This is a genomic window from Staphylococcus caledonicus (assembly GCF_016238465.1).
Classification (GTDB): Bacteria; Bacillota; Bacilli; order Staphylococcales; family Staphylococcaceae; genus Staphylococcus; species Staphylococcus caledonicus.
Genome location: NZ_JABTXV010000002.1, coordinates 606,546 through 631,055 on the forward strand (window position 1 = coordinate 606,546; position 24,510 = coordinate 631,055).

Genomic DNA, 24,510 nt, shown 5'->3' on the forward strand with positions numbered 1-24,510 from the left:
CAAAAATCTTAATGAGGCGAGGTTGGCTAGAAGTTGGTAGATAAGTTAAGTAAATCTATTACGGCCAATGCTTGCCTCATTTTCAAAAAGTAAAAGTTAAAGGTGGCTATAAATTATGAAAGCAATTGGATTTGAACAACCCTTTAAATTAGAAGAAGGTAATCTTTTTCAAACATATGACTTAGAACTTGAACAACCTACAAAGCGAGAATTATTGATTAATGTTCAAAGTATAAGTGTTAACCCTGTAGATACGAAACAACGAATTACAGCCGTTGACAACGCTCCTAGAGTGTTAGGATTTGACAGTGTCGGCAAAGTTGAAGCGGTAGGGCCAGAAGTTGAAATGTTTAAAGAAGGAGATATCGTATTTTATTCCGGATCTCCTAATCAATATGGCTCAAACGCGACGTCTCAACTTATTGACGAGCGTCTCGTAGCAAAAGCACCATCTAATTTGAAAGCTGAACAAGCTGCAAGTCTTCCGCTAACAGGTTTAACTGCTTCAGAAACGTTGTTTGATGTCTTTGGCATTTCAACTCGAGCTGAAGATAATGCCGGCAAAACGTTACTCATTATTAATGGCGCTGGTGGCGTTGGTAGTATCGCAACTCAAATTGCTAAAGCATACGGATTAACGGTAATCACTACTGCCTCACGTTCAGAAACAGTAGACTGGTCTAAACAAATGGGCGCCGATATTGTGCTAAATCATAAAGAAGATTTAAAACAACAGTTTGAAGCAAATAACATTGAAGGCGCTGACTATGTCTTCTGCACATTCAATACGGATATGTATTATGACACGATGATTGAACTAGTGAAACCTCGTGGTCATATTGCAACGATTGTAGCTTTTCAAGAGAAACAAGATTTGAATGCCTTGAAGCCGAAGAGTATCAGTTTTACGCATGAATTTATGTTTACAAGACCATTACATCAGACGCATGACATGGTTAAGCATCATGAATATTTAAAAGATATTTCTGAAAAGGTAGAACAAGGCATCTATCAACCTACCACTACTAAAATCGTTAACGGTTTGACACCAGAGAGTCTATATGAGGCACATCAATTATTAGAATCTAATACGATGATTGGTAAATTTGTCATTAACTTGGACTGAGAAAAAATTAATTAGTATTTAAATAAAGTTAACTTATTTATAAAATGGCGTTTATTATTATTCAAATAGGTAATAATATAAACGTCATTTTTTTCGTAATTGGGAGATTGGCAATAAACTGCAACACAGAAAAGGAGAATTAGATGCGAAATAAATCTATTAGTGCAGTGTTTTGGACAGCGTTAACGATTTGTACTTTATTCGTGCTTTATGGCGCTATATTTCCGAAACAATTAGAAACTGTTACTCAAAACATTACTTCATTTATAGCTATGAATTTCTCATGGTATTATTTGTTACTTGTATTACTTATATTCTTTGTATGTGTATATCTATTATTTTCAAGATATGCATCAATTACGCTTGGTGAAGAGGGAGAAGATCCTGAGTTTTCTTTACCATCATGGTTTGCGATGTTATTTAGCGCTGGGATGGGAATCGGTTTAGTCTTTTGGACAACTGCTGAACCAGTTAGTCATGCGTTTACGTTAACACCTATACATAAAGCAGGAACACAATCAGCGATTAATGATGCCTTTCAATTTGCATTCTTCCACTGGGGCGTGCATGCTTGGGCGGTATATGGAATTGTAGCGTTAGTATTCGCTTATTTCAGTTTCCATAAAAAATATCCAGGATTAGTAAGTGCTACGTTAGTTCCTATTTTTGGTGAAAAATCCATGAAAGGTCCTATTGGTGGGGCAATAGACGTGTTAGCCGTTATCGCAACGGTTACAGGGGTAGCCGCTACTTTAGGCTTCGGAGCATTACAAATTAACGAAGGGCTCAACTTCCTATTTAACGTGCCGAATAACTTTGGAACACAAGTCATTCTAATCGTGATTGCTACGGCATTATTTACATGGTCAGCATGGTCTGGTATCGATAAAGGGATTAAAACATTAAGTAATATCAATATGTTATTAGCGTTTATCGTATTATTAGGATTATTTATTGTAGGTCCAACATTATATATTTTAAATACCTTTACGAACGGTCTAGGTAACTATATTTTTAATTTCTTTAACATGAGTTTACGTATTCCAATGAACGGTGGCGAGAAGTTTAAATGGCTACAAAATTGGACTATCTTCTATTGGGCATGGTGGGTATCTTGGGCACCATTCGTCGGTATCTTTATTGCCCGTGTATCAAGGGGAAGAACAATTAAAGAATTTATCTTAGGCGTATTATTTGTGCCAGCACTCGTATGCTTTTTCTTCTTCTCAGTGTTTGGCGCGTCAGCGGTATATTTACAAGATAAAGGTATTGCAAATATAGCGAAAGAAGCAACAGAGACAGCGACGTTTGCGACCTTAGAACATTTCCCATTAGGATTTGTCTTAAGTTTAGTGACACTCGTCGTAATTATGATCTTCTTTGTTACATCAGCCGATTCAGCGACTTACGTATTAGGTATGTTAAGTTGCCGAGGTGATATTAATCCTGCTTCATTCGTAAAAGTAAGTTGGGGTATTATACTAGCACTATTTGCCATCATTATGATTTATACAGGCGGTACGCAAGCCATCCAAAACCTACTTATTATAGCTGCCTTGCCATTTTCAATTGTAATTATCATGATGATTTGGTCGCTCTTTAAATCATTAGCGATAGATCATCCAAAGCATTCGAATAAGCTGACAATGGGGAAAAACGTATTACAATATAAAAGTTCAAAAGATAAAGTAGAGGAAAAATAATAATAAAATTTATGTTTCTATTGTGTTAAATTTGGGAATATTTATTTTAGAAAGTAAACTTTAATGATTTTTTAGGAATTTAATTAAATAATTTTAAATTAATGTTTTGAAAAACATTAAAAGGGTACTGATTTCTATAATTATAATAATTCAACAATACCTAAGGAGGTGCATGACAAGGTGAAAAGATTAAAAAACTTTGTCCTCGGCCTATTAATAGTTGCTATTGTTGGGTTCCTGTTGTTTATGTACATAAAGGATAGTCGAATTTCTAAATATCAAGACTACTTCCTACAATTCAACTGGTTCCAACCACTATTAATTGGTTTGGCTGCTCTACTCATATTAATCGGTTTAATATTAGTATTCAGCATCTTTAAACCAACATATAGAAAACCAGGTTTATATAAAGATTATGATGATGGCCATATTTATGTATCACGTAAAGCAATTGAAAAATCAGCTTATGATACATTAACTAAATATGACCAAGTAAGACAACCGAATGTGGTTACTAAGCTTTTCAATAAGAAGAACAAGTCTTATATCGATATTAAAGCTGATTTCTTAGTACCAAATGATATTCAAGTTAAATCATTAACTGAAAGCATTAGAGCAGATCTTAAACATAACGTAGAGCACTTTACTGAAATTCCAGTAAGAAAACTTGAAGTTAATGTGCGAGATCAAAAAACTTCTGGACAACGCGTCCTATAAGGGAGGGATAACATGGCTGATAATAACAATCAAAATGGACAAGATGCTAGTCAACAAATCATTGATTTCATCAAGTCTTATAAATGGCGTATCATTGGTTTCTTCGCATTCTTAATTATAGCAATTTTATTCCTAACTTTAGGATTCTGGAAAACAATTTTAATTATTGTATTGTGTTTAATTGGAATTGGTGTGGGGTATATTAAAGACCGTACACAAGACTTTATGAATTTCTTAAATAGATGGAGTTAGGTTAGGATATTTAAGACTTAAAATTAAATTTAAAAATTATATTTTATTTATAAAGGAGACTTTATCATGACAGTAGATAACAATAAAGCTAAACACGCATATAACAACCAAACTGGAGTTAACGAAAAAGAAAGAGAAGAACAACAAAAACAACATGAACAATACAGAGAACAAAGAGAAGAACAACAATTTGAAAACAAATTAACTTTCTCTGATGAAGTTGTAGAAAAAATCGCTGGTATCGCAGCTCGCGAAGTTAAAGGTATCTTAGACATGAAAGGCGGCTTCGCTGACAGTTTCACTAATGCATTCTCAAGCAATAATAACAACGTAACACAAGGTGTTTCTGTTGAAGTTGGAGAAAAACAAGCTGCTGTAGACTTAAAAGTAATCTTAGAATACGGTGAATCAGCTCCTAAAATCTTCCGTAAAGTAACTGAATTAGTTAAAGAACAAGTTAAATATATTACTGGTTTACAAGTTGTTGAAGTTAACATGCAAGTTGACGATGTAATGACTAAAAAAGAATGGCAACAAAAAAATGAAAAAAATAATAACAACAACAATAACAACACTGAAAGATCAGGCTTACAATAATAAGTATGTTGTAGTTTTAACCTTAGGATGTATAGACATTCTAAGGTTTTTTGTTCTTTTAAAATAAAACATGAACTGATGAGAAATCACCAGTTCAAGCTTTATATAGAGTACTATTTATGAAGCGGGTTATCTACTTTAATGTAGCTATAGTGATGCGCTTCATCTTCTAAGCGCATCGTCGTTACACATTTATAGTCAATCTCTGGTGCAAATAGAATAGATTGTATATGTGATACTCGCGTTGAATCGACATTATTTAGATTTGCAAGAATATCTTTAATAATATCACTAATTTCTTGCCAAACTAGGTTTTCAAAATCATCGTCATTAACGTAGTTAGCTATTGTTAGAATCAATTCACCTAAATGATTTTGCACAGTAGAATAAAATACCTTATTAAAGACTGTTGTTTGAGAATCAGTTAATATTCGAGATTTTTCATGAAAATCCTCAGTACTATAACCACAAGAATTGAGTTGTTGTTCCTCAATTCGCAAACCTTCAAAATCACGGATATATATCTTATTTAAAGAACCATCGTTATTAAACGTAGCGATTGAATTCTGTAAATGTGCTTCTAACGCTATACCATACTTAACGTATAGTGGAATAACGATACCTAATAAGTGTGTCGCATAAGACGTAATCCAGGCTCTTGCCGCTGTATTAAATGATTGGTCTTCTTTTGTATTTTGTCGATACAGGTGCATAAGACTTATAATCGGCGCTTCCTTATTATATTTATATGTCGCAACCAAACTTGAAGGAATCATAGGTATTGTTTGTGGGTCTATAAGCGCATAAATATTTTCTCTGAAAAGGGTACCCACTTGTTCACTACGATCAGTTTGAATAGCTTCAGTATCTTGTGCATTATAAAAATGACTACCTGCTAATTCTTCCATAATGCCTATTTTATATAGTTGGAAATCACTATCTTTAGTTAAGATGTCATTTAAAATACGAGTGACTAAAGGACCATTGTGTGTCGTTTGCTCAGAAAGTGTCCTAATTTCTCCAGTAATATGTACGTTGGTCGATAATTTTATATGTGGAGATAAGGACGGATATTTTGGCATTAAAGTTCTAAACGACAGCCCCGCATAATAGGATAGTTCAACTTTTAAAGGAATGATTAGTTGTGATTGAATTTCCTGATTATATTGAGTCAGTAAAATATTCTCATATTGCCAAGGGTGAATAATCATAAGATGATAATCATCTAAAATGATATCTTCAGCCAGTTCATCTTGAATTGTCTTATATAACTCTGGAAATTGTTTGTTTAAATCTTCGTTGTAATTATTATGTAACGACTGAGTCCGTGCCACGCTATGATGCGTTAAAACACATTTCAATTTAATTTCTTCACCGTATTCGGAACTATAATGAATATTATCTTGAGCGCTAAGACCCTTACGTAGTTTGGCGCCAGGGTGAAGCGGATGTCCTTCAATAACTGCTTGTTCTGATCGTAAATAACTATCTTTATTGTTACTTATAATCTCCCATAAGGTTTGAGTAGTATCTCTCATGGTATAAGCCTGATGTGTCAACGCTAACGTCATATTAACGACACTATTTTCTAAATCATCTTTAAATTGTTGGCTAGCTTCATTGTCTAAATTCGGAGCTTCTATTAATATTAACGCTAATACCTCATTAGGGTGCATGATTCGTGTATAATCTTTATCTTCTTTAGACGTAGTAAAGAAGAAAGGGCCCACGACATCTACACGCCCAAACGCATGAAATCCTTCGATTGGCGCATATAAATATCTATTTGCCTTTGGAAAATGTATACATAGCACATGAGAATGTTTGTCTACGAAGATATCTCCTAGTTCAGAATATGTAAGTATTTGACTATTGTCTTTCGCATTAACTAAATTTTCACGATATAAAGAAGTAATTAGTCTTTGAGAAATTTTATCGCGTCCAAGTAGTAAATTTTCTTCAAAAGCAGTTACTAAGTGTGGATATTCTTGATGTAAAAAAGAATACGCCTCGTATTCTTCTTGTTTAAGTTGTATATTTAAATGATCTATAGTGATTGATTTATCCATAAAACACCTCAAAATTATTTTACAAAAATCTAAATGATTTGTATAATCCATAATATCGATAATGATATTCATTATCAATAATAAAGGAGTAGGTGAGCTACAGTGGCAAAATTTTTCTTCTCCAGTTCCTTTTTGCTATTTCTAGGAAATTGGATAGGACAAATTGGTTTGAACTGGTATGTACTTACAAGTTATCATAACGCAGTTTATTTAGGATTAGTAAATTTTTGCCGACTCGTACCGATTTTGCTACTAAGTGTGTGGGCAGGTTCAATTGCTGACAAATATGATAGGGGTAAATTACTTAGAATTACAATTTCTTCTTCATTCTTGGTTACCGCTCTATTATGCATTTGCACCTATACTATCGCCCACGTTTCAATAATAGTGATATTAATTTATGCTACTTTAAGAGGGATGTTAAACGCTGTTGAAACACCAGTTAGACAGGCGCTATTACCTGATTTATCTAAACGGTTGAGTACTAGCCAAGCTGTCTCTTACCATTCATTTATTATCAATATATGTAGATCAATCGGGCCAGCTATTGCCGGGGTTATCTTAGCAGTCTATCATGCACCATCAACGTTTTTAGCACAAAGTGTATGTTACTTTGTAGCTGTTCTGTTTTGTTTACCGCTTCATTTTAAAAATGATAATGAAGGAATCACTAATAAAAAAGAACTGTCTTTAAAATTTGTTTGGAGTTACTTTAAAAATAATGCACAAGCATCGAAAATTTTTATAACTTCTTTAATCATCATGGCCACAGGGTTCTCATATACGACGCTTATACCTGTATTAGTTCATCATGTCTTTCCAGGTCAATCTGAGATTTTTGGGATCTCTATGACCTTTTGTGCAATAGGTGGTATCATTGCGACGATCCTATTACCCATGATTTTGAATAAAATAAGTACAGTGCATATGTATTATTTGAGTTCATGTCTTTTCGGCATAGCATTATTAGGCGTAGTTATACATAACGTAATTTTAATGTTTATGAGTATGTCCTTAGTAGGATTATTTAGCCAATGGGCACGTACATCTAATCGCATTTATTTCCAAGAACATGTTTCTCCTGAAAATAGAGGGAAATTATTAAGTGTCATTATGATGGATAGAGGTATGATTCCATTAGGAAGTCTACTTATGACAGCATTAGCGCAACTTATAGGTGTGTTAGATACATTTTTAGTAATGGGATTATTTACAACATTAGTAGCCTTAACAGTATACTTAATGCAACGAACTAGTAAAGTGGAGGAGTAAAAAATGAGTCAAAATGATTGGCAATTAGCAGATAAAAATATGCAATATCGAGTTTTAAACGCCTTAACTAAGGAAAAAGTTTGGTCTGAGAATACAATAATCACTTCACAAGATCATACACTTGAAATTCAGTTGCATGGATGTCTACTTATCACTCACTTTAAACGTTCAAGTATGATGAGTAGATATGAATTTGAAGGTCCTATTATATATAGCTGTGGGAAACATAAAACTGAAGTGACATCATTAGAAAACTTAATCGATATTTTAGTTCAACATTTTGATATAGAGATTAGTGCTCAGTTAAATAAAGAATTATTACATAGTCGTGATAGTTTTGTAGAAATATATAAATTGTTTAGTAGTCGTAAACATAATATTCAAGCTAGTATGCAATTTTCACGTATGCCAATGACCTTAAATTTCTTTGCATGGTTACAACATATTAGCGATTCAGATGAAACTGATGATTTACTGTATTCTGAAAGCTTAGTTATTGAAGGCCATCCTACACACCCACTTACTAAGACTAAATTGCCGTTAACAATGGATGAGGTAAAGGCATATTCTCCTGAATTTGAGAAAATGATTCCCCTTAAAATTATGTTATTACATAAAAAATACGCTAGGGTAACTACTATCGATGGCGACACACAATTTATTTTACATAAGGTTATACCAGAATATCGTGCAAAAATAAGAAAATTTGCGCAGTCGTTGCACTTATCATTAGAAGATTATCAAGTGCTACTTGTTCATCCTTGGCAATATGAAAATATAATTTATGATAAGTTCGAAAAGTGGATTGAGAATCAAACACTTATTACAACGCCTTTTGAAGTGAAATCAAAAGCAACGCTATCATTTAGAACTATGTCTCTTATCGGTCGCCCGTTTCACGTTAAATTACCTGTTAATGTGCAAGCAACTAGCGCAGTTAGAACGGTTTCTAGTGTTACTACTGTAGACGGCCCTAAATTAAGTTTATCGTTACAAAATGTGCTTAATCAGTATCCACAATTAAGTGTGGCAATTGAGCCATATGGTATCTATGCTGATACAGGTAATGATGACGCTCGTCAATTAGCATGTATTATACGAGAAGCACCTTATATTGCTAATAATGGAGCGACTATTGTTACAGGCGCTTTAGTGAATCGCAATCCTATAGATGATAACGTGACAGTTGATAGTTATATTGAATGGGTTAAAGGCGTAGTGGATAAGAAAAGTATCCACTTATTTATTCAGACATATACGCGTCAACTTGTTAAACCTTTAATAACGTTAATTCAAGATTATGGAATTGCATTAGAAGCTCATATGCAAAATACCATTGTAAACTTAGGACCACATTATCAAATGCAATTTGTAGTTAGAGATCTTGGAGGTTCGCGTATTGATTTAAATACGCTATCGCAATCATTGAAAGATATTGAAATAACGAATGATAGTTTGATAGCTAATTCAATTGAAGAAGTCATCGCTAAATTCCAACATGCAGTGGTTCAAAATCAACTGGCGGAATTAATCTTCCACTTTTCCAAATATGAAAATATTGAGGAAAAAGAATTGTTTGATATTGTTCAAACAGAGATAGCGCATGCCATTAATGATAATAAACCTCACGCTGCAGTTCTTAAAAAAGTATTATTTGGACCTAAAATTACGGTCAAAGCGTTATTACGTATGCGTATAGAAAATAAAGTTAAAAAGTATGTGAACATAGATTTAGATAATCCGATAAATACAGAGGTGAATTAAATGGCACATATTGATATAAATTTATCGAAAATTGCATATAATGCTGAAATGCTATGCAGTTTATTAGAAGAACAAGATATTCAATTAACACCCGTCGTTAAATGTGTAGCCGGAGATACTCAAATTATTGAAACATTAATTCAATTAGGGTTTAATCATTTTGCTGATTCAAGATTGGAAAACATAAATTCTAATACAAGCGAAAAAATTAATTATTTATTACTAAGACCAACAGCCAAGGACCAATATGAAGGGTTAATCCAAACAGTTAAAATAAGTATGCAAACAGAAATTGAAACGATTAGACAATTAAATGAGATGGCCTCGCGTTTGAATGACAAGCATCAAGTCATGTTAATGATTGATTGGAAGGACGGTCGTGAAGGTATCTTAACGTATGACGTCCTTGAATATATACGAGAAATTATAGCGATGAAACACATTCAATTAGTGGGCGTTGCATTTAATTTCATGTGCTTTAAATCAATGGCACCGACCGAAGATGATATTTATGCTATGAATCAATTTGTTGGCGCTATTGAAAATGAATTGGGCTTTAGATTGAAAATGATTTCTGGCGGTAATTCTAGTATGCTTCCTCAGTTAATGTATAACGACTTAGGACGTATTAATGAGTTGAGAATAGGAGAAACGTTGTTTAGAGGTATTGATACAACCACTCTTCAACCTATGCCTCGACTTTACCAAGATGCCATAACGTTGGAAGCGGAAATTATTGAAATAAAACCTAGAGTAATAGGCACAAATCAATGTTATCTACAAGCTATCTTAGACATTGGTTATATAGACACCTATATTGAGAAAATTATTCCAATCAATGACAAAGTGAAGATAATAGGGGCGACAAGTGATCATCTCATGGTGGATTTAGATAACCAAGATTTCTATCAAGTTGGTGATACTATGCAATTTAGTTTGGAATATGAGGCATTATCCCAAGTTATGTACCAACAACGTTTATCTAAACGATATAAAAAGGATAAGATGATTGAGTCTTTGATTAAACATATCGACGCCTCTACGCTTGTACCTCATAAAGCATAATAAAATGCTTTGCACAATTTAAAATATGTAAATATACTAAAAGCCATTAATTTAGATTTAAAATCGGATTAATGGTTTTTTTAATTATCCTAAACGTGTTTTATCCCAACTAGAATTTAAATTAAGGAACTTTTTTATAAAAAATTTAAAAAATTATTCAAATTATATTGACATTGATAATCGTTATCAATACACTATGAAGTGTAAACTTATACATATTAAGGAGTGGAAGTCATGAAAGGCTTTAAGATTTTAGGAGTTATAGCATTATTAGCTGTTTTAGTATTAGTGTCTGCTTGTGGTAACGTAAGCAATAATGGCTCAAAAGATTCTAATAGTAAGTCATCTTCAAAAGACACGATTGAAGTAAAGCATGAATTAGGCACTACCAAAGTACCTAAAGATGCTAAACGTGTAGTGGCATTAGAATTTTCATTTGTAGATGCCTTAGCAGCTTTAAATATTAAACCAGTAGGTATTGCTGATGATAATAAAAAAGAACGTATTATTAAACCTTTAAGAGATAAAATTGGTGACTATACATCAGTAGGGGCACGTAAACAACCTAATTTAGAAGAAATCAGTAAATTGAAACCTGATTTAATTATTGCTGATAGTAATAGACATAAAAATATTTATAAAGAATTAAGTAAGATTGCTCCTACTATTGAGTTGAAAAGCTTTGATGGGGACTATAAACAAAATATTGAAGCATTCAAAGTAGTAGCTAAAGCTTTAAATAAAGAAGATGAAGGTAAAAAAAGTTTAGAACAACATGATAAAAAAATCGCAGAATACAAAGATCAAATTCAATTTGATAAAAATGAAAAAGTATTACCAGCTGTTGCGTCTAAATCTGGTTTACTCGCACACCCAAGAGAATCATATGTTGGACAATTACTAAGTGAACTTGGTTTTAAAGAAGCGTTAACTAAAGACGTTACTAAAGGCTTAAGTAAATACTTGAAAGGTCCTTATTTACAATTAAACGCTGAGACATTAGCGGATGTTGATCCAGGTCGCATGTTTATTATGACAAATGGTGCTAGTTCAGATGAACCGTCATATCAAGAATTGAAAAAAGACCCAGTATGGAAAAAGTTAGACGCTGTTAAAAACAACAAAGTAGAAGTGGTAGACCGTGATACATGGGCACGTGCACGTGGCTTAATTTCATCAGAAGAAATGGCTAAAGAAATTGTTGAACTTTCTAAAAAAGATTCAAGTAAGTAAGGTGGATGCTCAATGACTATGAAGTTAAATAATAGTCAATCAGAAATTGAAAGAGCAAATAAGAGACGCACTACACTCACGTTTATCGTGAGTGTGTGCTTTCTTTTTATTTTTGCATATTTTAATTTAGCGATTGGTTCTTCCGAAGTTCATACTCATGATATCTTTAAATATTTTTTTACTTCTACTGAAACAAAACAAACATTTTTAATTCATAATGTAAGAATGCCGAGAATGATTGGTGGTCTAATTATAGGTGGATCATTAGCGCTAGCTGGGTTATTGATGCAAGCTATTACAAGGAACCCATTAGCATCACCACAAATTTTTGGCGTTAATGCAGGAGCATCTTTTGTAATTGTGTTAGTAACGGTGTTAATTCCAGCTCTTGGAAATTATGCGACATATCTTGCATTTATCGGGGCATTTATTGGTGGATTGACGGTTTATGTATTGTCAGGTTCAACTCAAAAAATTACCCCTGTTAAATTAGCCCTAGCCGGCATGGCTATTCACTTATTTTTTAGCAGTTTAACTCAAGGTATTATCCTTTTAAATGAAGATTCCAATACAACTGTGATGTTTTGGTTAGTAGGATCGTTAAATGGTCTAAAATGGGAAGCAGTGTTAACGATTATGCCATGGCTTATACTTGCAGTGATAATTACATTATTATTGGGTCGCCAGTTAACTATTATGGAATTAGGTGATGATATAGCAAAAGGGTTAGGACAAAAAACGCAATTGCTACGTATTATAATCGGTTTATTAGTTATTGTGTTAGCTGGTGCTTCCGTATCGATAGTAGGCCCAATTGGATTTGTAGGTTTAATTGTTCCTCATATAGTTAAACGTTACGTTAGCAAAGATTACTTTATTATGGTGCCATTAACTTTTCTAATTGGTGCAGATTTATTATTACTATCTGATACACTTAGTCGGCTAATTACATTCCCATACGAATCACCTGTAGGTATAGTTACATCATTTGTAGGAGCAATTTATTTCCTAATGATTACGCTTAAAGGAGTGAAACGAATATGACTAAACGTAAACTATCGATTCGTTACTCCATAGTTATTTTATGCTTAATTATAAGTATTTTTATAAGTTTGTGTGTGGGATCTACAATGTTCAATCCCCTACATGCGCTTAAAAGTGTTATTAAATTAGATGATTTTATAATCAATGAATATCGTCTTCCTAGAACGTTATTAGGCTTAATAGTTGGAAGTAGTTTAGCTATTGCCGGAGCAGTTATACAAGGAGTTGTAAGAAATCCTTTAGCCTCACCAGACGTTATAGGGATTACAAAAGGTGCTAGTCTAGCGGCCGTCATCGTGATTATGGTATTTCCTACTGCGCCTTTGATTGTATTACCAATTGCTTCGTTTATTGGGGCACTTATTATTAGTTTGATTTTATCTTTTCTAATTTCAAAATTTAATGTCAAAGGGTCTACTTTAGCATTAATAGGATTGGCAATAGGGGCAATTTGTAGCGCAATTGTTCAATTCTTATTAATACGTAACCCGATGGATGCTAATAATGCATTAGTGTGGTTAACAGGTAGTTTATACGGTCATACGATTGAGAATTTTTATTCAATCTTACCGTGGTTCATTATTACGTTACCACTAGTGATAGCTTTAAGTTATCAACTAGATATTTTAAATTTGGGCGATAGTATAGCCATAGCGCTAGGTGCTAAAGTCCAACGACTTAAAATGATTCTATTAATCTTATCAGTAATGTTAGCTGGTGCATCCATTTCAGTAGTGGGTGGCATTAGTTTTTTAGGACTAATTGCACCTCATATTGCGCGTACTATAGTAGGTCAACGTTATATTCATGTGGTAATTATGTCCGGATTAATTGGATCGATACTAATTCTAGTAAGTGATGGACTTGCAAGAGGGATACATCCACCATTAGATGTGCCTGTAGGCGTCATTATAGCTATCATCGGCGTTCCTTACTTCTTGTTCTTACTACGTAGAATATAATAGATAGTTAAAAGCTAATTTCTCATATTTTATCATTGAGAAATTAGCTTTTTGTATATTGCGTACCTTTTGAAAATGAGATATAGTAATATACATATTGTTTATAAAAATACATTTAAAGTTATATTTATATATTTTGGATAATTGAATTTTACTTATTTACATACAACTAATGAATATATAAGCATTTATAAAAAGAGAAAGAAGGTATAAATGGTGGAGGGGTATACAAAAAAACAGATTATAACAGGGCGAGCCAAATTTATAACCATGTCTATAATAGGTATTATTTTATTTTTAATACCTGTACCTGTTACACAAGATGGTCAAAAACAAACTACATTACCAGTAGCCTTTTTAGCAAGTTGGTTAAAAAGTGTGCTTGGCGATGCTATGCTTATTATTATCTTATTTATTATTACATTATCGGCAATATTCACCGTGGTGTGCTCCTTATTTTTAAAGAATAAGATTAAGCCAGGTGGTTTACTAGATAACGCCTTCAATGTAGGTCCTATTTGGTTAACATTGAGATTATTAGCCGTTGTCTTTGCATGGATGACTTATTTTAAATTAGGAACAAAAGTTATTTATTCAGAAGACACTGGTGGATTGGTATTTAACGATTTATTACCAACGTTAGTAGCTGTATTTCTATTTGCAGCATTATTTTTACCTTTCTTAATGGAATACGGCTTATTAGAATTTCTTGGGCCACTTTTCAGACCCGTTATGAGACCATTATTTACGTTACCAGGTCGTTCTACAGTAGATAACTTGGCTTCATTTATAGGTGATGGTACAGTGGGCGTACTTATTACAAGTCGTCAATATGACCGTGGGATTTATTCAAGACGTGAATCTACCGTTATTTCTACAACTTTTAGTGTAGTATCTATTACATTCGCAATCGTTATTGCTGAAACAGTTGGAATGCAAAATAAATTTTTTGGATTCTATTTAACTGTTATTATTTCTTGTTTTGTAGCAGCAATGATTATGCCTAGAATTTGGCCATTAAGTAGTATTCCTGATGAATACACAAAAGAAGTTTCTGAAGAGAAAAGACTTGAAAAACTCCCAGAAGGAGCATCAGCTCTAAAATATGGCTTTGAAGAAGCTACAGAAGTAGGTTATAAAGCACCAGGTTTTAAAGAATTTATGCAATCTGGTTTTAAAACAGTGATTGATATGTGGTTTGTTATTCTGCCAGTGGTTATGAGTATTGGGACATTAGCTACTATGATTGCAAATTATACGCCACTCTTTGAAATTGTAGGTAAACCATTTATACCTATTCTTGAGTTACTTCAAATTCCTGAAGCGGCTAGAGCTTCTGAAACATTATTGATTGGTTTTGCAGATATGTTCTTACCATCTATATTAATCGCTGATGTACACAGTGATATTACACGTTTTATCATAGGGGCTTTAAGTATTTCTCAACTTATTTATTTATCAGAAGTTGGGGGAGTAATTTTAGGTTCGAAAATTCCTGTTAGTATAGGCAAGTTATTTATGATCTTCCTCATTAGAACAGTGATAACATTGCCAATTATTTCACTTATGGCACATCTATTGTTATAGGAAAAATATAAAATACAACTTAGCATATTAAAAAGCCTGATTCATACATGTGAGTGCATGAGCATTCAACAGTATGTATCAGGCTTTCTTGATTTTATAATCATAAGTGTATTCTCATATTATCCTAATGTAGATAATACATTGGCTTTAACAATTTCACTTTTAATGACAGGAGATTCTTTAGAATCAGATGATCCTCTGTTTTTATGGGCTTCTTTAAATGCATCACTCTGCGTCCAGGCTTTAAAATCTTCTTCAGTTTCCCACCAAGTATTCACATACATATCTTCACTTTCATCATCATTAGCTACTTGTCACACTTCAATTTTATGGAATCCTTTTAATGATTCGATTTTTCCACCTTTTGTAAAACGAGGCGCCATCTTTTCAGCAAATCCTTTTTTAACGGTAATTCTATTCGTTACTACAAACATTTTAATTTCCTCCTTGAACCTTTATGATTATCATAATCACTTTTTCAAAAAAATAAAATTAAAAACTATTATTGATTACAAAATAAATAACTGCTAACTAATTTGAGATTAGCTAGCAGTTAAATGATCAACTTTGCGAAGTTATCGATTAAGAAAGATTATTTAGTAAGTTCGTTGTATACTTTTTGATCGTTATGAGTATAAATAATGTATTCATGGTCATCAGTATCAATAATCACACGATTTGTTTTACCAAAAGTAGAACCGATACGAGAAATATTTTTAGACTCTAAATCTGGAACCGCATGAAGGTCTTGATCTTGAGAAATATTTTTAATTTCGTTAGTAGGAATTTTAATATCTGCTACTCTCCATTGAATTCTAACTTCATTATTATCTTTTTTAACTGTCATTGCCATTAAAGAACACATCCTTTATGTAAGTTATAGTTACATCATATATCATTGTGTAATCGTTTTCAAGAGTTTGTGTGATACTTTTTAAATATTTATGACATACTATTATTACCGAAGATATGTTCGTGTTTTTGTTCGATTTATGTTAATATGTTCTACATAAAGGAGAAGATAAATGACAGGAAAAACACACGTATCTGCTGGCTTATTAGTAGGTGCATTAACAACCGAACACTTTCATATTGATATATTTTCTACTGTTACAGTAATATGCTTGGCAATAGTATCAAGTTTACTTCCTGACATCTGTCATACTCGAAGTAAAGTTGGAAGACAATTTAAGGTGCTTAGCGTATTAATCAATCTTTTCTTTGGTCACCGAACCTTCACACATTCACTTTTATTTTTAGGAATAATTATTTTCTTGCTTAATTTAATACAAACACCTACGTACTATTTAGTTTCAATTATCGGTGCAATGGCATCTCATGTTATACTAGATATGTTAACGCCAAGAGGAGTAAAGTTACTTTATCCTATTCCTCTAACAATTAAATTTCCTTTTACTTTTAAAACCGGTGGCATGGTGGATGCATCATTAGCTACGGCTTTAAGTATTGGAGCACTATACATATTTTTCCAAACTTTTTTGATTGATTTAATACACTATATTAGTCATTCATTTTTAGGGTAAGTAGAATGTGAATAAATAAAACAATTAGATAGTTAGCATATGAATACATCGAATTAAAATATTTGCTTAAATTCAATTTGCAAATTATAAATTTAGGTTATTTAAATGATTTTTTTCAATAGGTTGAAAGAATAAAACTAACTATAAGGAGAGTTAAAATGCTAGACCAAAGTAAACTAAAGAAATATAATCAAGAACATTTAAGTGAATATGAAAAGCTTATGAGCAGTAATGAAAAAGAACAGTTGGAATCAAAAGTCGACTCACTAGATTTAGAATTTACACAAAATTTATATCAAGATTTATATGTGAATCGTCAAACGATTTCTGATGTTTCTTCTGTAACGGAAGTCAAGTATGCTCGTAGTAATGAACTTACAGAACAAGAAGTTGAAAAATACGAACACAAAGGAATAGAAGCTATTAGAAACGGCGAATTTGCTGTTCTACTTATGGCTGGTGGACAAGGTACACGTTTAGGATATAAAGGTCCTAAAGGTTCTTTTGAAATAGAAGGAGTAAGTTTATTTGAATTACAAGCACGCCAATTACTCAATCTAAAAAAAGAAACTGGCCATCTTGTTAACTGGTATATTATGACAAGTGATATTAATCATGAAGAAACACTTACTTATTTCAAAGAACACAATTACTTCGGATATAATCCTGAGAACATTCACTTTTTCAAACAAGATAATATTGTAGCTTTAAGTGAAAAAGGACAACTTGTACTTAATGAACAAGGATATATTCTAGAAACACCAAATGGAAATGGTGGCGTATTTAAATCTCTAGAAAAAACGGGCTATTTAGATAAAATGCAAACAGATGGAGTTAAGTACATTTTCTTAAATAACATCGATAACGTATTAGTTAAAGTATTGGATCCTTTATTTGCTGGTTATACGGTAGTGAATAATAAAGATGTAACGTCTAAATCTATTCAACCGAAACATGGAGAAAGTGTCGGTAGATTAGTAAATAAAGAGAGCAAAGATACCGTTCTAGAGTACTCTGAACTTGACGAAGACGTTGCAAATACATTTGATAATGCTAACATCGGTATCCATGCGTTTAAATTAGCTTTTATTAAACAAGCCGTGGATAATGAATTACCATACCATTTAGCAGTTAAGAAATTAAAACAATTGGACGAGGATTTTGGTGTAGTTGAAAAGCCTACATTAAAATTTGAATTATTCTATTTTGATATTTTTAGATATGCGACTAGCTTTATAACGCTACAAGTATCTCGTGAAGATGAATTTTCTCCATTAAAAAATAAGGAAGGTAAGGATAGCGTTGAAACTGCTACAGCAGATTTAAAACGAAAAAACTTAATTTAAAAGGTGGTGGAGTTTAGATGTCTAAAACACCTAAACCTAAGAATTCAAAAGATAATGCAATTGAATCTTTTAAAGACATTATTCCACTATCTTTTGGGGAAGAAATAGGCAATGCTACCTCGCATGGTGCAGCAGCCTTACTAACGTTATTTATTTTACCTTATGCTGCCGTCCATAGTTATATAGATAAAGGAACCTTAAGTTCAATAAGCGTGTCGATTTACGTTATTAGTATTTTCATGATGTTTATATCGTCTACGGTTTATCATTCAATGCAAAATAATACTGCGCATAAGTACATTTTAAGAATTATTGATCATAGTATGATATACGTGGCAATTGCTGGAACTTATACACCAGTTATGTTGACTGTAGTTGGTGGATGGATTGGTTGGCTTGTCTTTATACTTTTGTGGGGCACAACGATATGGGGGATTCTTTATAAATCTCTTTCTGTAAAAGTTAACCATAAACTAAGCCTGATTGTGTATTTAGTTATGGGATGGGTAGGCATAATATTTTTACCAATTATTTTTATGCGTACCTCATGGTTATTTTTATTATTCATCGTACTCGGAGGACTTGCCTATACTATTGGGGCATGGTTCTACGCACAGAAAAATCGTCCCTATTTTCATATGATATGGCATGTTTTTATAGTACTAGCATCGCTTTTACATTTAATAGGGATTTTATATTTTATGTAATAAAGAGTTAAAAATAAGAGTGGAAATATCAAATTCTCATTGAATTTAGTGATATTTCCACTTAGAATTTGCAAGATTGACTAAGAGAGATAATAAAATCTTTGAAATTATGTTAGATTTCTATTCCCTTATAATTAATTAACTACTTTCAAATGAGTCAGCCTTGAACATTTTAAATGTCCTTGGCTGCTATTTTTATTCCAAAGTTTTTCGTTAGTGTTTTAATTGGAAAATTAAAATGTTCAATAAATAAAAATCAAGGAAGGAGGTCATTGATTAATGAATTTAAAATCAATCGGAATTGTAGTGACGTTAGTCTTAACAATGTTTATGGCAGCAATTGAAACTTCCATTATTTCATTAGCTATGCCTACTATACGTAAAGATTTAAATGCTGGGACAGCCATATCATTAGTTTTCACAGTATATTTTATAGCACTAGTGGTAGCTAATCCTATTGTAGGCGAATTATTAACTCGATTTAAAATTCTATATATTGCAATGGTTGGCTTATTATTATTCGGTATCGGTAGTTTATTATCCGGTATGAGCGGAACGTTTGCGATGCTAATATTTTCAAGAATTGTACAAGGAATGGGCGCCGGAGTAATGATGGCATTAACTCAGATAGTACCTAAACTTGCGTTTGAAATACCGTTACGCTATAAAATTATGGGAATTGTAGGTAGTGTATGGGGTATTTCTAGTATTATTGGACCTTTATTAGGAGGAGCAATTCTAGAATTTGCCACATGGCATTGGTTATTTTTCATTAATATACCGATTGCTATTATTGCAATTATACTAGCTTTTATCACATTCCATTTTTCAGAAGAAGCGGAAGTTCAAACGACTCACTTTGATTCAAAAGGATTATTACTATTTTATCTATTCATAGGATTATTAATGTTTAGTTTATTAAATAAAATTATACTTACGTTAAATTTAGGTGCCTTTATAGTAGCTATAATAGTAGCGATAATATTGTTTCAATATGAAAAAACTAAAGATCAGCCTTTCTTACCGGTCTCTGAATTTAATCGTTCAGTTTCACTAGTATTTATTACAGATTTATTGATTGCAATGTCTTTAATGGGGTACAACTTATATATACCAATTTATTTACAAGATCATTTAAATATTTCTCCTCTTGAAAGTGGATTAGTTATCTTCCCATTATCTGTAGCATGGCTTGTGCTCAATTTTAACTTAGCTAAAGTCGAAGATAAATTTTCTAGAAAAGCATTATATCTTGGAGCTTTTACCTTACTGTTAATTAGTAGTATTATCATTACGTTTGGTCTTAAAGTGCCACTCTTAATTGGTGCAACAGTTATATTAGCTGGTCTAAGTTTCGGATTTATTTACACTAAAGATAGCGTGATTGTACAAGAAGAAACTAATCCTAAACATATGAAGAAAATGATGTCTTTATATGCATTAACTAAAAATTTAGGTTCTTCTATAGGTTCTACTGTTATGGGATATTTATACGCTCTATCTTTTGGTCTATTTGATGGAAACTTCCATAATATACTTGGAGCCGTAATTTTAGTGACTATTATATTAATAGTTATGTGGTCTACTTTATATAAAAATGAAGCAGAGTAAACTTTTGAGGATGAACTAAATGTAGTTCGTCCTTTTTAAATTTATAATACCTTTCATTAATGATAGAATATGCGTGTAAAATGAAAATAGGAGGACTTGAAATGAAGTTTTTTAAAAATAAATTTAAAAATGTTTTTTCTACTTTACTTGTCCTTACTATCTTTATAATTTCTGGGTGTATATTTCTAATGTTTTTAGGATTTGGTCTCTTTGGTTTAAGTCGCATTTTAATATTTTTCAAATTAGGCTACTTTACCTATAATAAAAATCTTCAAGATAATTTGATTTACTATGGTAGTTATATTGTATTCGGCTATTTTATCTTATTCGCAATTGAGCATTTAATGGACTACTTCAGAAAACAACTACCAAACAATCCATATTTCAATGGGGTAACATATCATTTAATTTCATATATAGTAACTACCGTATTATTCTTTTTCATCATTCACGTTAACTACGTCTATATCAAGATTGATTTTTGGGTCATTGCATTAATTATCGGATTGCTCTATATCTTCAAAATCATTTTTTATCCGGACAGCGAGAATTTAAATGAAAAGAAACGATAAGTACTAAGCATTTAGTTTGTTTCGCTAACTAATATTTGTTTGAATAGGTAAATGCTCAATAAATTTAAAGGAGATTAGATATGTCGAATATAGAAGTGTCCACTAAGAAACGAAATTTAATAGTTGCCGTCATGCTTTTAAGTGCTTTTATAGCAATATTAAATCAAACTTTATTAAATACTGCTCTCCCTCATATAATGAAAGAATTAAAAACGTCAGAAAGTACAGCCCAATGGCTAGTAACTGGGTTTATGTTAGTCAATGGAACCATGATTCCTCTAACTGCTTATCTAATGGATAAAATTAAAACGAAACCTTTATATTTAATATCGATGGGTATCTTCTTGCTTGGTTCAATTGTGGCTGCCATTGCTCCAAACTTTGGTGTGTTAATGCTTGCACGAGTCATCCAAGCAATTGGTGCAGGTATCATAATGCCCTTAATGCAATTCACATTGTTTACCTTATTTTCAAAAGAAAAACGTGGTTTTGCAATGGGATTAGCTGGACTAGTCATTCAATTTGCTCCAGCTATAGGTCCTACATTTTCAGGTCTAATTATTGATAACACAAGTTGGAGAGTTCCTTTCATAATTATTGTGGGTATTGCATTAGTAGGATACATCTTCGGAGCGATCTTCTTAACAAGCTATAATGAAACGAAAGACACTCAATTAGATAAGAGATCTGTTGTATATTCGACATTAGGATTCGGTATCATCTTATATGCCTTTAGTAGTGCGGGTAACCTAGGATTTACAAATCCAATTATTATAATTTCATTTATAGTTGGTATTGTTATAGTAGGCGTATTTGTGAAAAGACAGTTAAACATTTCTAATCCATTACTTAATTTAAGAGTGTTCAAGAGTAAAATATTCACGTTTAGTACCATCACATCTATGATTGTGATGATGTCAATGGTTGGTCCCGCATTATTAATTCCATTATTTGTACAAAATAGTTTAGGCTTATCTGCCTTTCTTTCTGGAATGGTAATTATGCCAGGTGCCATCCTAAATGGGATTATGTCAGTTTACACTGGTAAGATTTATGACAAATATGGACCTAGATTATTAATTCTAACTGGTTTTACAATTTTAATAATTACAACTATTTTCTTATGTTTCTTAAAATATGATACTTCATACATGTTATTAGTTATCATTTATGCTATTAGAATGTTTGCTGTTTCATTATTAATGATGCCTATCAATACAGCAGGTATTAATGCATTAAGAAATGAAGATATTTCTCATGGTACAGCAATTATGAACTTTGGACGTGTTATGGCTGGTTCTTTAGGTACGGCTCTAATGGTTACTTTCATGAGTATAGGAGCTAAATTACTAACTTCAAGTTCTTCAGCTAGTACAAATAGTGATATACTACAAAGACAAAGTGTTGCAGCAGGCGTCGATTTATCATTTGCAATCGTTACTGGCTTTGTTATTATCGGTTTTATTTTCTCATTATTTATTAAAGAAGAAAGACATTATACTAAGCAGTAGGAAGTGGATCGATTTTTAAAATAAATTAGATTTCTGTTTCCTAGCCTTTAATCTTTAAAAGTTAGCTTTTCTTAGATGAGCTAACTTCTTTTTTTATATATTGGAAAATAATATACTGAATAAGATAGGCACAAGTTATAAATATATTTGTTAAAATAGATGTAAAAGAACTAAGGGGGATTTACATTGTTAACGGTAGATCAAGTAAAAGAAATAGTTGGAGAGTTGAAGGATCCAATTATCGATGTACCTCTTAAAGAGACAGAAGGTATTATCGAAGTAACAACTAAAGATGAAATTGAGCATGTTAGTGTAAAAGTAGCTATGGCTCAATTAGGTGGGCAACCACAATTAGATTTACAAATGGCAATTGTTAAGGCTTTAAAAGAAAATGGCGCTAATACTGTAGGAATTCGATTTGAAGAATTACCTGCTGAAAAGGTTGAACAATATACTGGTAAGAAGAAAGAACAACCCAAAACAATTGAAGGTTTACTTTCGAAAGATAACCCAGTGGAATTTATTGCCATCGCTTCAGGTAAAGGAGGGGTAGGTAAATCAACTGTTGCTGTTAATCTAGCCGTTGCTTTAGCTCGTGAAGGTAAAAGAGTAGGATTAGTCGATGCTGATATTTATGGATTCAGTGTTCCAGATATGATGGGTATAGATGAAAAACCTGGCGTTCAAGGGAAAGAAATTATTCCAGTGGAACGTCACGGAGTAAAAGTAATTTCAATGGCATTCTTTGTAGAAGAAAATGCTCCTGTCATTTGGCGTGGTCCAATGCTAGGTAAAATGTTGACTAACTTCTTTGTTGAAGTTAAATGGGGCGAGTTAGATTATTTATTACTAGATTTACCACCTGGAACAGGAGATGTAGCATTAGATGTACATTCAATGTTACCAAGTAGTAAAGAAATTATCGTTACAACTCCACACCCAACTGCGGCATTTGTAGCAGCACGTGCTGGAGCAATGGCAAAACATACAGAACATTCTATTTTAGGTGTAATCGAAAATATGAGTTACTTTGAAAGTAAAGAAACTGGTAATAAAGAGTATGTGTTTGGTAAAGGTGGAGGACGTAAACTTGCTGACGAATTAAATACACAATTACTAGGAGAGCTACCTTTAGAACAACCAACATGGAACCCTAAAGATTTCTCACCATCTATTTATCAACCAGAGGATCGATTAGGACAAATTTATACTTCAATCGCACAAAAAGTAATTGCTTCTACTATTAAAAAATAATGAATATAAAAGTGAAAAATTAGCGCATGTAAAACTTAAAATACATGCGCTTTTTCTATTGCAATATATTTTGTATCTGATAGAATTATTTTTTGTGAGCAACAAGTTGATTAAATATGACTAAAAAAATATTTAAAAATAATTGTTGACTTACTTATTGAAAGTTGATAAGATATAAAAGTCGTCGAAAAAGAATATTAATTCTTTTAAAAGATTGTTAACATAGTGTAAAAATTACTATTGCAAAACAACTTGAGATGACTTAGAATTATAAAAGTAATCGAAATTGATATTGACTTATTCGAAAAGAAATGTTATATTAATAGAGATTGTTTTTAAAATGATGAACATTGAAAACTGAATGACAATATGTCAACGTTAATTCCAATAAGTAACTTAAATGTTACAAACATTATTTAGTATTATGAGCTAATCAAACATCATAAATTTTTATGGAGAGTTTGATCCTGGCTCAGGATGAACGCTGGCGGCGTGCCTAATACATGCAAGTCGAGCGAACAGATAAGGAGCTTGCTCCTTTGACGTTAGCGGCGGACGGGTGAGTAACACGTGG

The 24,510-nt window shown here is 32.3% G+C and carries 21 protein-coding genes, 1 rRNA gene and 1 pseudogene; 20 read left to right on the forward strand and 3 right to left on the reverse strand.

Going from position 1 to position 24,510, the window contains the following annotated elements; translation table 11 throughout:
• Nucleotides 1-115 precede the first annotated feature (115 nt).
• The 5 genes from HS848_RS09625 (at nt 116) to HS848_RS09645 (ending at nt 4,395) form a co-directional block, all read left to right on the forward strand.
• Nucleotides 116-1,126, forward strand: a complete 1,011-nt coding sequence (locus HS848_RS09625) for a zinc-binding alcohol dehydrogenase family protein (protein ID WP_198612146.1) — start codon at nt 116-118, stop codon at nt 1,124-1,126.
• Nucleotides 1,127-1,269: 143 nt separating this feature from the next.
• Entirely contained in the window at nt 1,270-2,829 is a 1,560-nt protein-coding gene (locus HS848_RS09630) for a BCCT family transporter (RefSeq protein ID WP_198612147.1), read from the forward strand.
• Between the two features lie 180 nt (nt 2,830-3,009).
• Entirely contained in the window at nt 3,010-3,546 is a 537-nt protein-coding gene (gene amaP / locus HS848_RS09635; RefSeq protein ID WP_107508391.1) for an alkaline shock response membrane anchor protein AmaP, read from the forward strand.
• Between the two features lie 12 nt (nt 3,547-3,558).
• Entirely contained in the window at nt 3,559-3,798 is a 240-nt protein-coding gene (locus tag HS848_RS09640) for a DUF2273 domain-containing protein (protein WP_103166903.1), read from the forward strand.
• Between the two features lie 66 nt (nt 3,799-3,864).
• Nucleotides 3,865-4,395, forward strand: a complete 531-nt coding sequence (locus HS848_RS09645) for an Asp23/Gls24 family envelope stress response protein (RefSeq protein WP_198612148.1) — start codon at nt 3,865-3,867, stop codon at nt 4,393-4,395.
• A gap of 113 nt (nt 4,396-4,508) precedes the next feature.
• On the opposite strand, the gene HS848_RS09650 is transcribed toward HS848_RS09645, so the two are convergent.
• Complete coding sequence (locus HS848_RS09650) at nt 4,509-6,464, reverse strand: IucA/IucC family protein (RefSeq protein ID WP_198612149.1); 1,956 nt, start codon at nt 6,462-6,464, stop codon at nt 4,509-4,511.
• A gap of 102 nt (nt 6,465-6,566) precedes the next feature.
• Here HS848_RS09650 and HS848_RS09655 point away from each other — a divergent pair, with 102 nt between their 5' ends.
• From HS848_RS09655 to HS848_RS09685, 7 genes are all read left to right on the forward strand, one after another.
• Nucleotides 6,567-7,736 carry an MFS transporter gene (locus HS848_RS09655; protein ID WP_198612150.1) on the forward strand — a complete coding sequence of 390 codons (1,170 nt, stop codon included), beginning with the start codon at nt 6,567-6,569 and terminating at the stop codon, nt 7,734-7,736.
• Between the two features lie 3 nt (nt 7,737-7,739).
• Nucleotides 7,740-9,500, forward strand: a complete 1,761-nt coding sequence (locus HS848_RS09660) for an IucA/IucC family protein (protein ID WP_198612151.1) — start codon at nt 7,740-7,742, stop codon at nt 9,498-9,500.
• Nucleotides 9,501-10,565: an alanine racemase gene (locus tag HS848_RS09665; RefSeq protein ID WP_198612152.1), complete on the forward strand. Its 1,065-nt coding sequence runs from the start codon at nt 9,501-9,503 to the stop codon at nt 10,563-10,565.
• A gap of 234 nt (nt 10,566-10,799) precedes the next feature.
• Nucleotides 10,800-11,798 carry an ABC transporter substrate-binding protein gene (locus HS848_RS09670; protein ID WP_198612153.1) on the forward strand — a complete coding sequence of 333 codons (999 nt, stop codon included), beginning with the start codon at nt 10,800-10,802 and terminating at the stop codon, nt 11,796-11,798.
• A 12-nt stretch (nt 11,799-11,810) separates the two neighbouring features.
• Entirely contained in the window at nt 11,811-12,842 is a 1,032-nt protein-coding gene (locus tag HS848_RS09675) for a FecCD family ABC transporter permease (RefSeq protein ID WP_198612154.1), read from the forward strand.
• Nucleotides 12,839-13,804: a FecCD family ABC transporter permease gene (locus HS848_RS09680; RefSeq protein WP_198612155.1), complete on the forward strand. Its 966-nt coding sequence runs from the start codon at nt 12,839-12,841 to the stop codon at nt 13,802-13,804. The genes HS848_RS09675 and HS848_RS09680 overlap by 4 nt, the downstream gene beginning before the upstream one ends.
• A gap of 213 nt (nt 13,805-14,017) precedes the next feature.
• Nucleotides 14,018-15,391, forward strand: a complete 1,374-nt coding sequence (locus HS848_RS09685) for a YjiH family protein (protein WP_232806137.1) — start codon at nt 14,018-14,020, stop codon at nt 15,389-15,391.
• 119 nt (nt 15,392-15,510) lie between these two features.
• On the opposite strand, the pseudogene HS848_RS09690 reads toward HS848_RS09685, so the two are convergent.
• A pseudogene (locus tag HS848_RS09690) lies at nt 15,511-15,825 on the reverse strand (heme oxygenase).
• A gap of 158 nt (nt 15,826-15,983) precedes the next feature.
• On the reverse strand, nt 15,984-16,244 hold the full coding sequence (locus tag HS848_RS09695; protein WP_107508400.1) for a SunI/YnzG family protein: 261 nt from the start codon (nt 16,242-16,244) through the stop codon (nt 15,984-15,986).
• A gap of 172 nt (nt 16,245-16,416) precedes the next feature.
• Here HS848_RS09695 and HS848_RS09700 point away from each other — a divergent pair, with 172 nt between their 5' ends.
• The 8 genes from HS848_RS09700 to HS848_RS09735 form a co-directional block, all read left to right on the forward strand.
• Nucleotides 16,417-16,935 (forward strand): metal-dependent hydrolase, encoded by a 519-nt coding sequence (locus HS848_RS09700; protein ID WP_198612157.1) that lies wholly within the window; start codon nt 16,417-16,419, stop codon nt 16,933-16,935.
• A gap of 158 nt (nt 16,936-17,093) precedes the next feature.
• A complete protein-coding gene (locus HS848_RS09705; RefSeq protein WP_198612158.1) occupies nt 17,094-18,281 on the forward strand; it encodes a UTP--glucose-1-phosphate uridylyltransferase in 1,188 nt (395 codons plus the stop codon).
• Between the two features lie 17 nt (nt 18,282-18,298).
• Complete coding sequence (gene trhA, locus HS848_RS09710; RefSeq protein WP_107508403.1) at nt 18,299-18,988, forward strand: PAQR family membrane homeostasis protein TrhA; 690 nt, start codon at nt 18,299-18,301, stop codon at nt 18,986-18,988.
• A 279-nt stretch (nt 18,989-19,267) separates the two neighbouring features.
• Nucleotides 19,268-20,599: a multidrug efflux MFS transporter SdrM gene (gene sdrM, locus HS848_RS09715; RefSeq protein WP_198612159.1), complete on the forward strand. Its 1,332-nt coding sequence runs from the start codon at nt 19,268-19,270 to the stop codon at nt 20,597-20,599.
• A 101-nt stretch (nt 20,600-20,700) separates the two neighbouring features.
• The gene (locus HS848_RS09720; RefSeq protein ID WP_107508405.1) at nt 20,701-21,171 is read left to right on the forward strand and encodes a SepA family multidrug efflux transporter; all 471 of its coding nucleotides are present in this window, start codon (nt 20,701-20,703) and stop codon (nt 21,169-21,171) included.
• An 80-nt stretch (nt 21,172-21,251) separates the two neighbouring features.
• Nucleotides 21,252-22,682, forward strand: a complete 1,431-nt coding sequence (locus HS848_RS09725; RefSeq protein ID WP_198612160.1) for an MDR family MFS transporter — start codon at nt 21,252-21,254, stop codon at nt 22,680-22,682.
• A gap of 186 nt (nt 22,683-22,868) precedes the next feature.
• On the forward strand, nt 22,869-23,936 hold the full coding sequence (locus tag HS848_RS09730; protein WP_119527077.1) for an Mrp/NBP35 family ATP-binding protein: 1,068 nt from the start codon (nt 22,869-22,871) through the stop codon (nt 23,934-23,936).
• 449 nt (nt 23,937-24,385) lie between these two features.
• Nucleotides 24,386-24,510: ribosomal RNA gene (locus tag HS848_RS09735) — 16S ribosomal RNA — on the forward strand; the annotation flags it as partial.

Coding starts and splice junctions, on each gene's coding strand:
- HS848_RS09625 (WP_198612146.1), top strand. CDS start 116: ATGAAAGCAATTGGATTTGAACAACCCTTTAAATTAGAAGAAGGTAAT.
- HS848_RS09630 (WP_198612147.1), top strand. CDS start 1,270: ATGCGAAATAAATCTATTAGTGCAGTGTTTTGGACAGCGTTAACGATT.
- HS848_RS09640 (WP_103166903.1), top strand. CDS start 3,559: ATGGCTGATAATAACAATCAAAATGGACAAGATGCTAGTCAACAAATC.
- HS848_RS09645 (WP_198612148.1), top strand. CDS start 3,865: ATGACAGTAGATAACAATAAAGCTAAACACGCATATAACAACCAAACT.
- HS848_RS09650 (WP_198612149.1), bottom strand. CDS start 6,464: ATGGATAAATCAATCACTATAGATCATTTAAATATACAACTTAAACAA.
- HS848_RS09660 (WP_198612151.1), top strand. CDS start 7,740: ATGAGTCAAAATGATTGGCAATTAGCAGATAAAAATATGCAATATCGA.
- HS848_RS09665 (WP_198612152.1), top strand. CDS start 9,501: ATGGCACATATTGATATAAATTTATCGAAAATTGCATATAATGCTGAA.
- HS848_RS09670 (WP_198612153.1), top strand. CDS start 10,800: ATGAAAGGCTTTAAGATTTTAGGAGTTATAGCATTATTAGCTGTTTTA.
- HS848_RS09675 (WP_198612154.1), top strand. CDS start 11,811: ATGACTATGAAGTTAAATAATAGTCAATCAGAAATTGAAAGAGCAAAT.
- HS848_RS09680 (WP_198612155.1), top strand. CDS start 12,839: ATGACTAAACGTAAACTATCGATTCGTTACTCCATAGTTATTTTATGC.
- HS848_RS09685 (WP_232806137.1), top strand. CDS start 14,018: ATGGTGGAGGGGTATACAAAAAAACAGATTATAACAGGGCGAGCCAAA.
- HS848_RS09695 (WP_107508400.1), bottom strand. CDS start 16,244: ATGGCAATGACAGTTAAAAAAGATAATAATGAAGTTAGAATTCAATGG.
- HS848_RS09700 (WP_198612157.1), top strand. CDS start 16,417: ATGACAGGAAAAACACACGTATCTGCTGGCTTATTAGTAGGTGCATTA.
- HS848_RS09705 (WP_198612158.1), top strand. CDS start 17,094: ATGCTAGACCAAAGTAAACTAAAGAAATATAATCAAGAACATTTAAGT.
- trhA (WP_107508403.1), top strand. CDS start 18,299: ATGTCTAAAACACCTAAACCTAAGAATTCAAAAGATAATGCAATTGAA.
- sdrM (WP_198612159.1), top strand. CDS start 19,268: ATGAATTTAAAATCAATCGGAATTGTAGTGACGTTAGTCTTAACAATG.
- HS848_RS09720 (WP_107508405.1), top strand. CDS start 20,701: ATGAAGTTTTTTAAAAATAAATTTAAAAATGTTTTTTCTACTTTACTT.
- HS848_RS09725 (WP_198612160.1), top strand. CDS start 21,252: ATGTCGAATATAGAAGTGTCCACTAAGAAACGAAATTTAATAGTTGCC.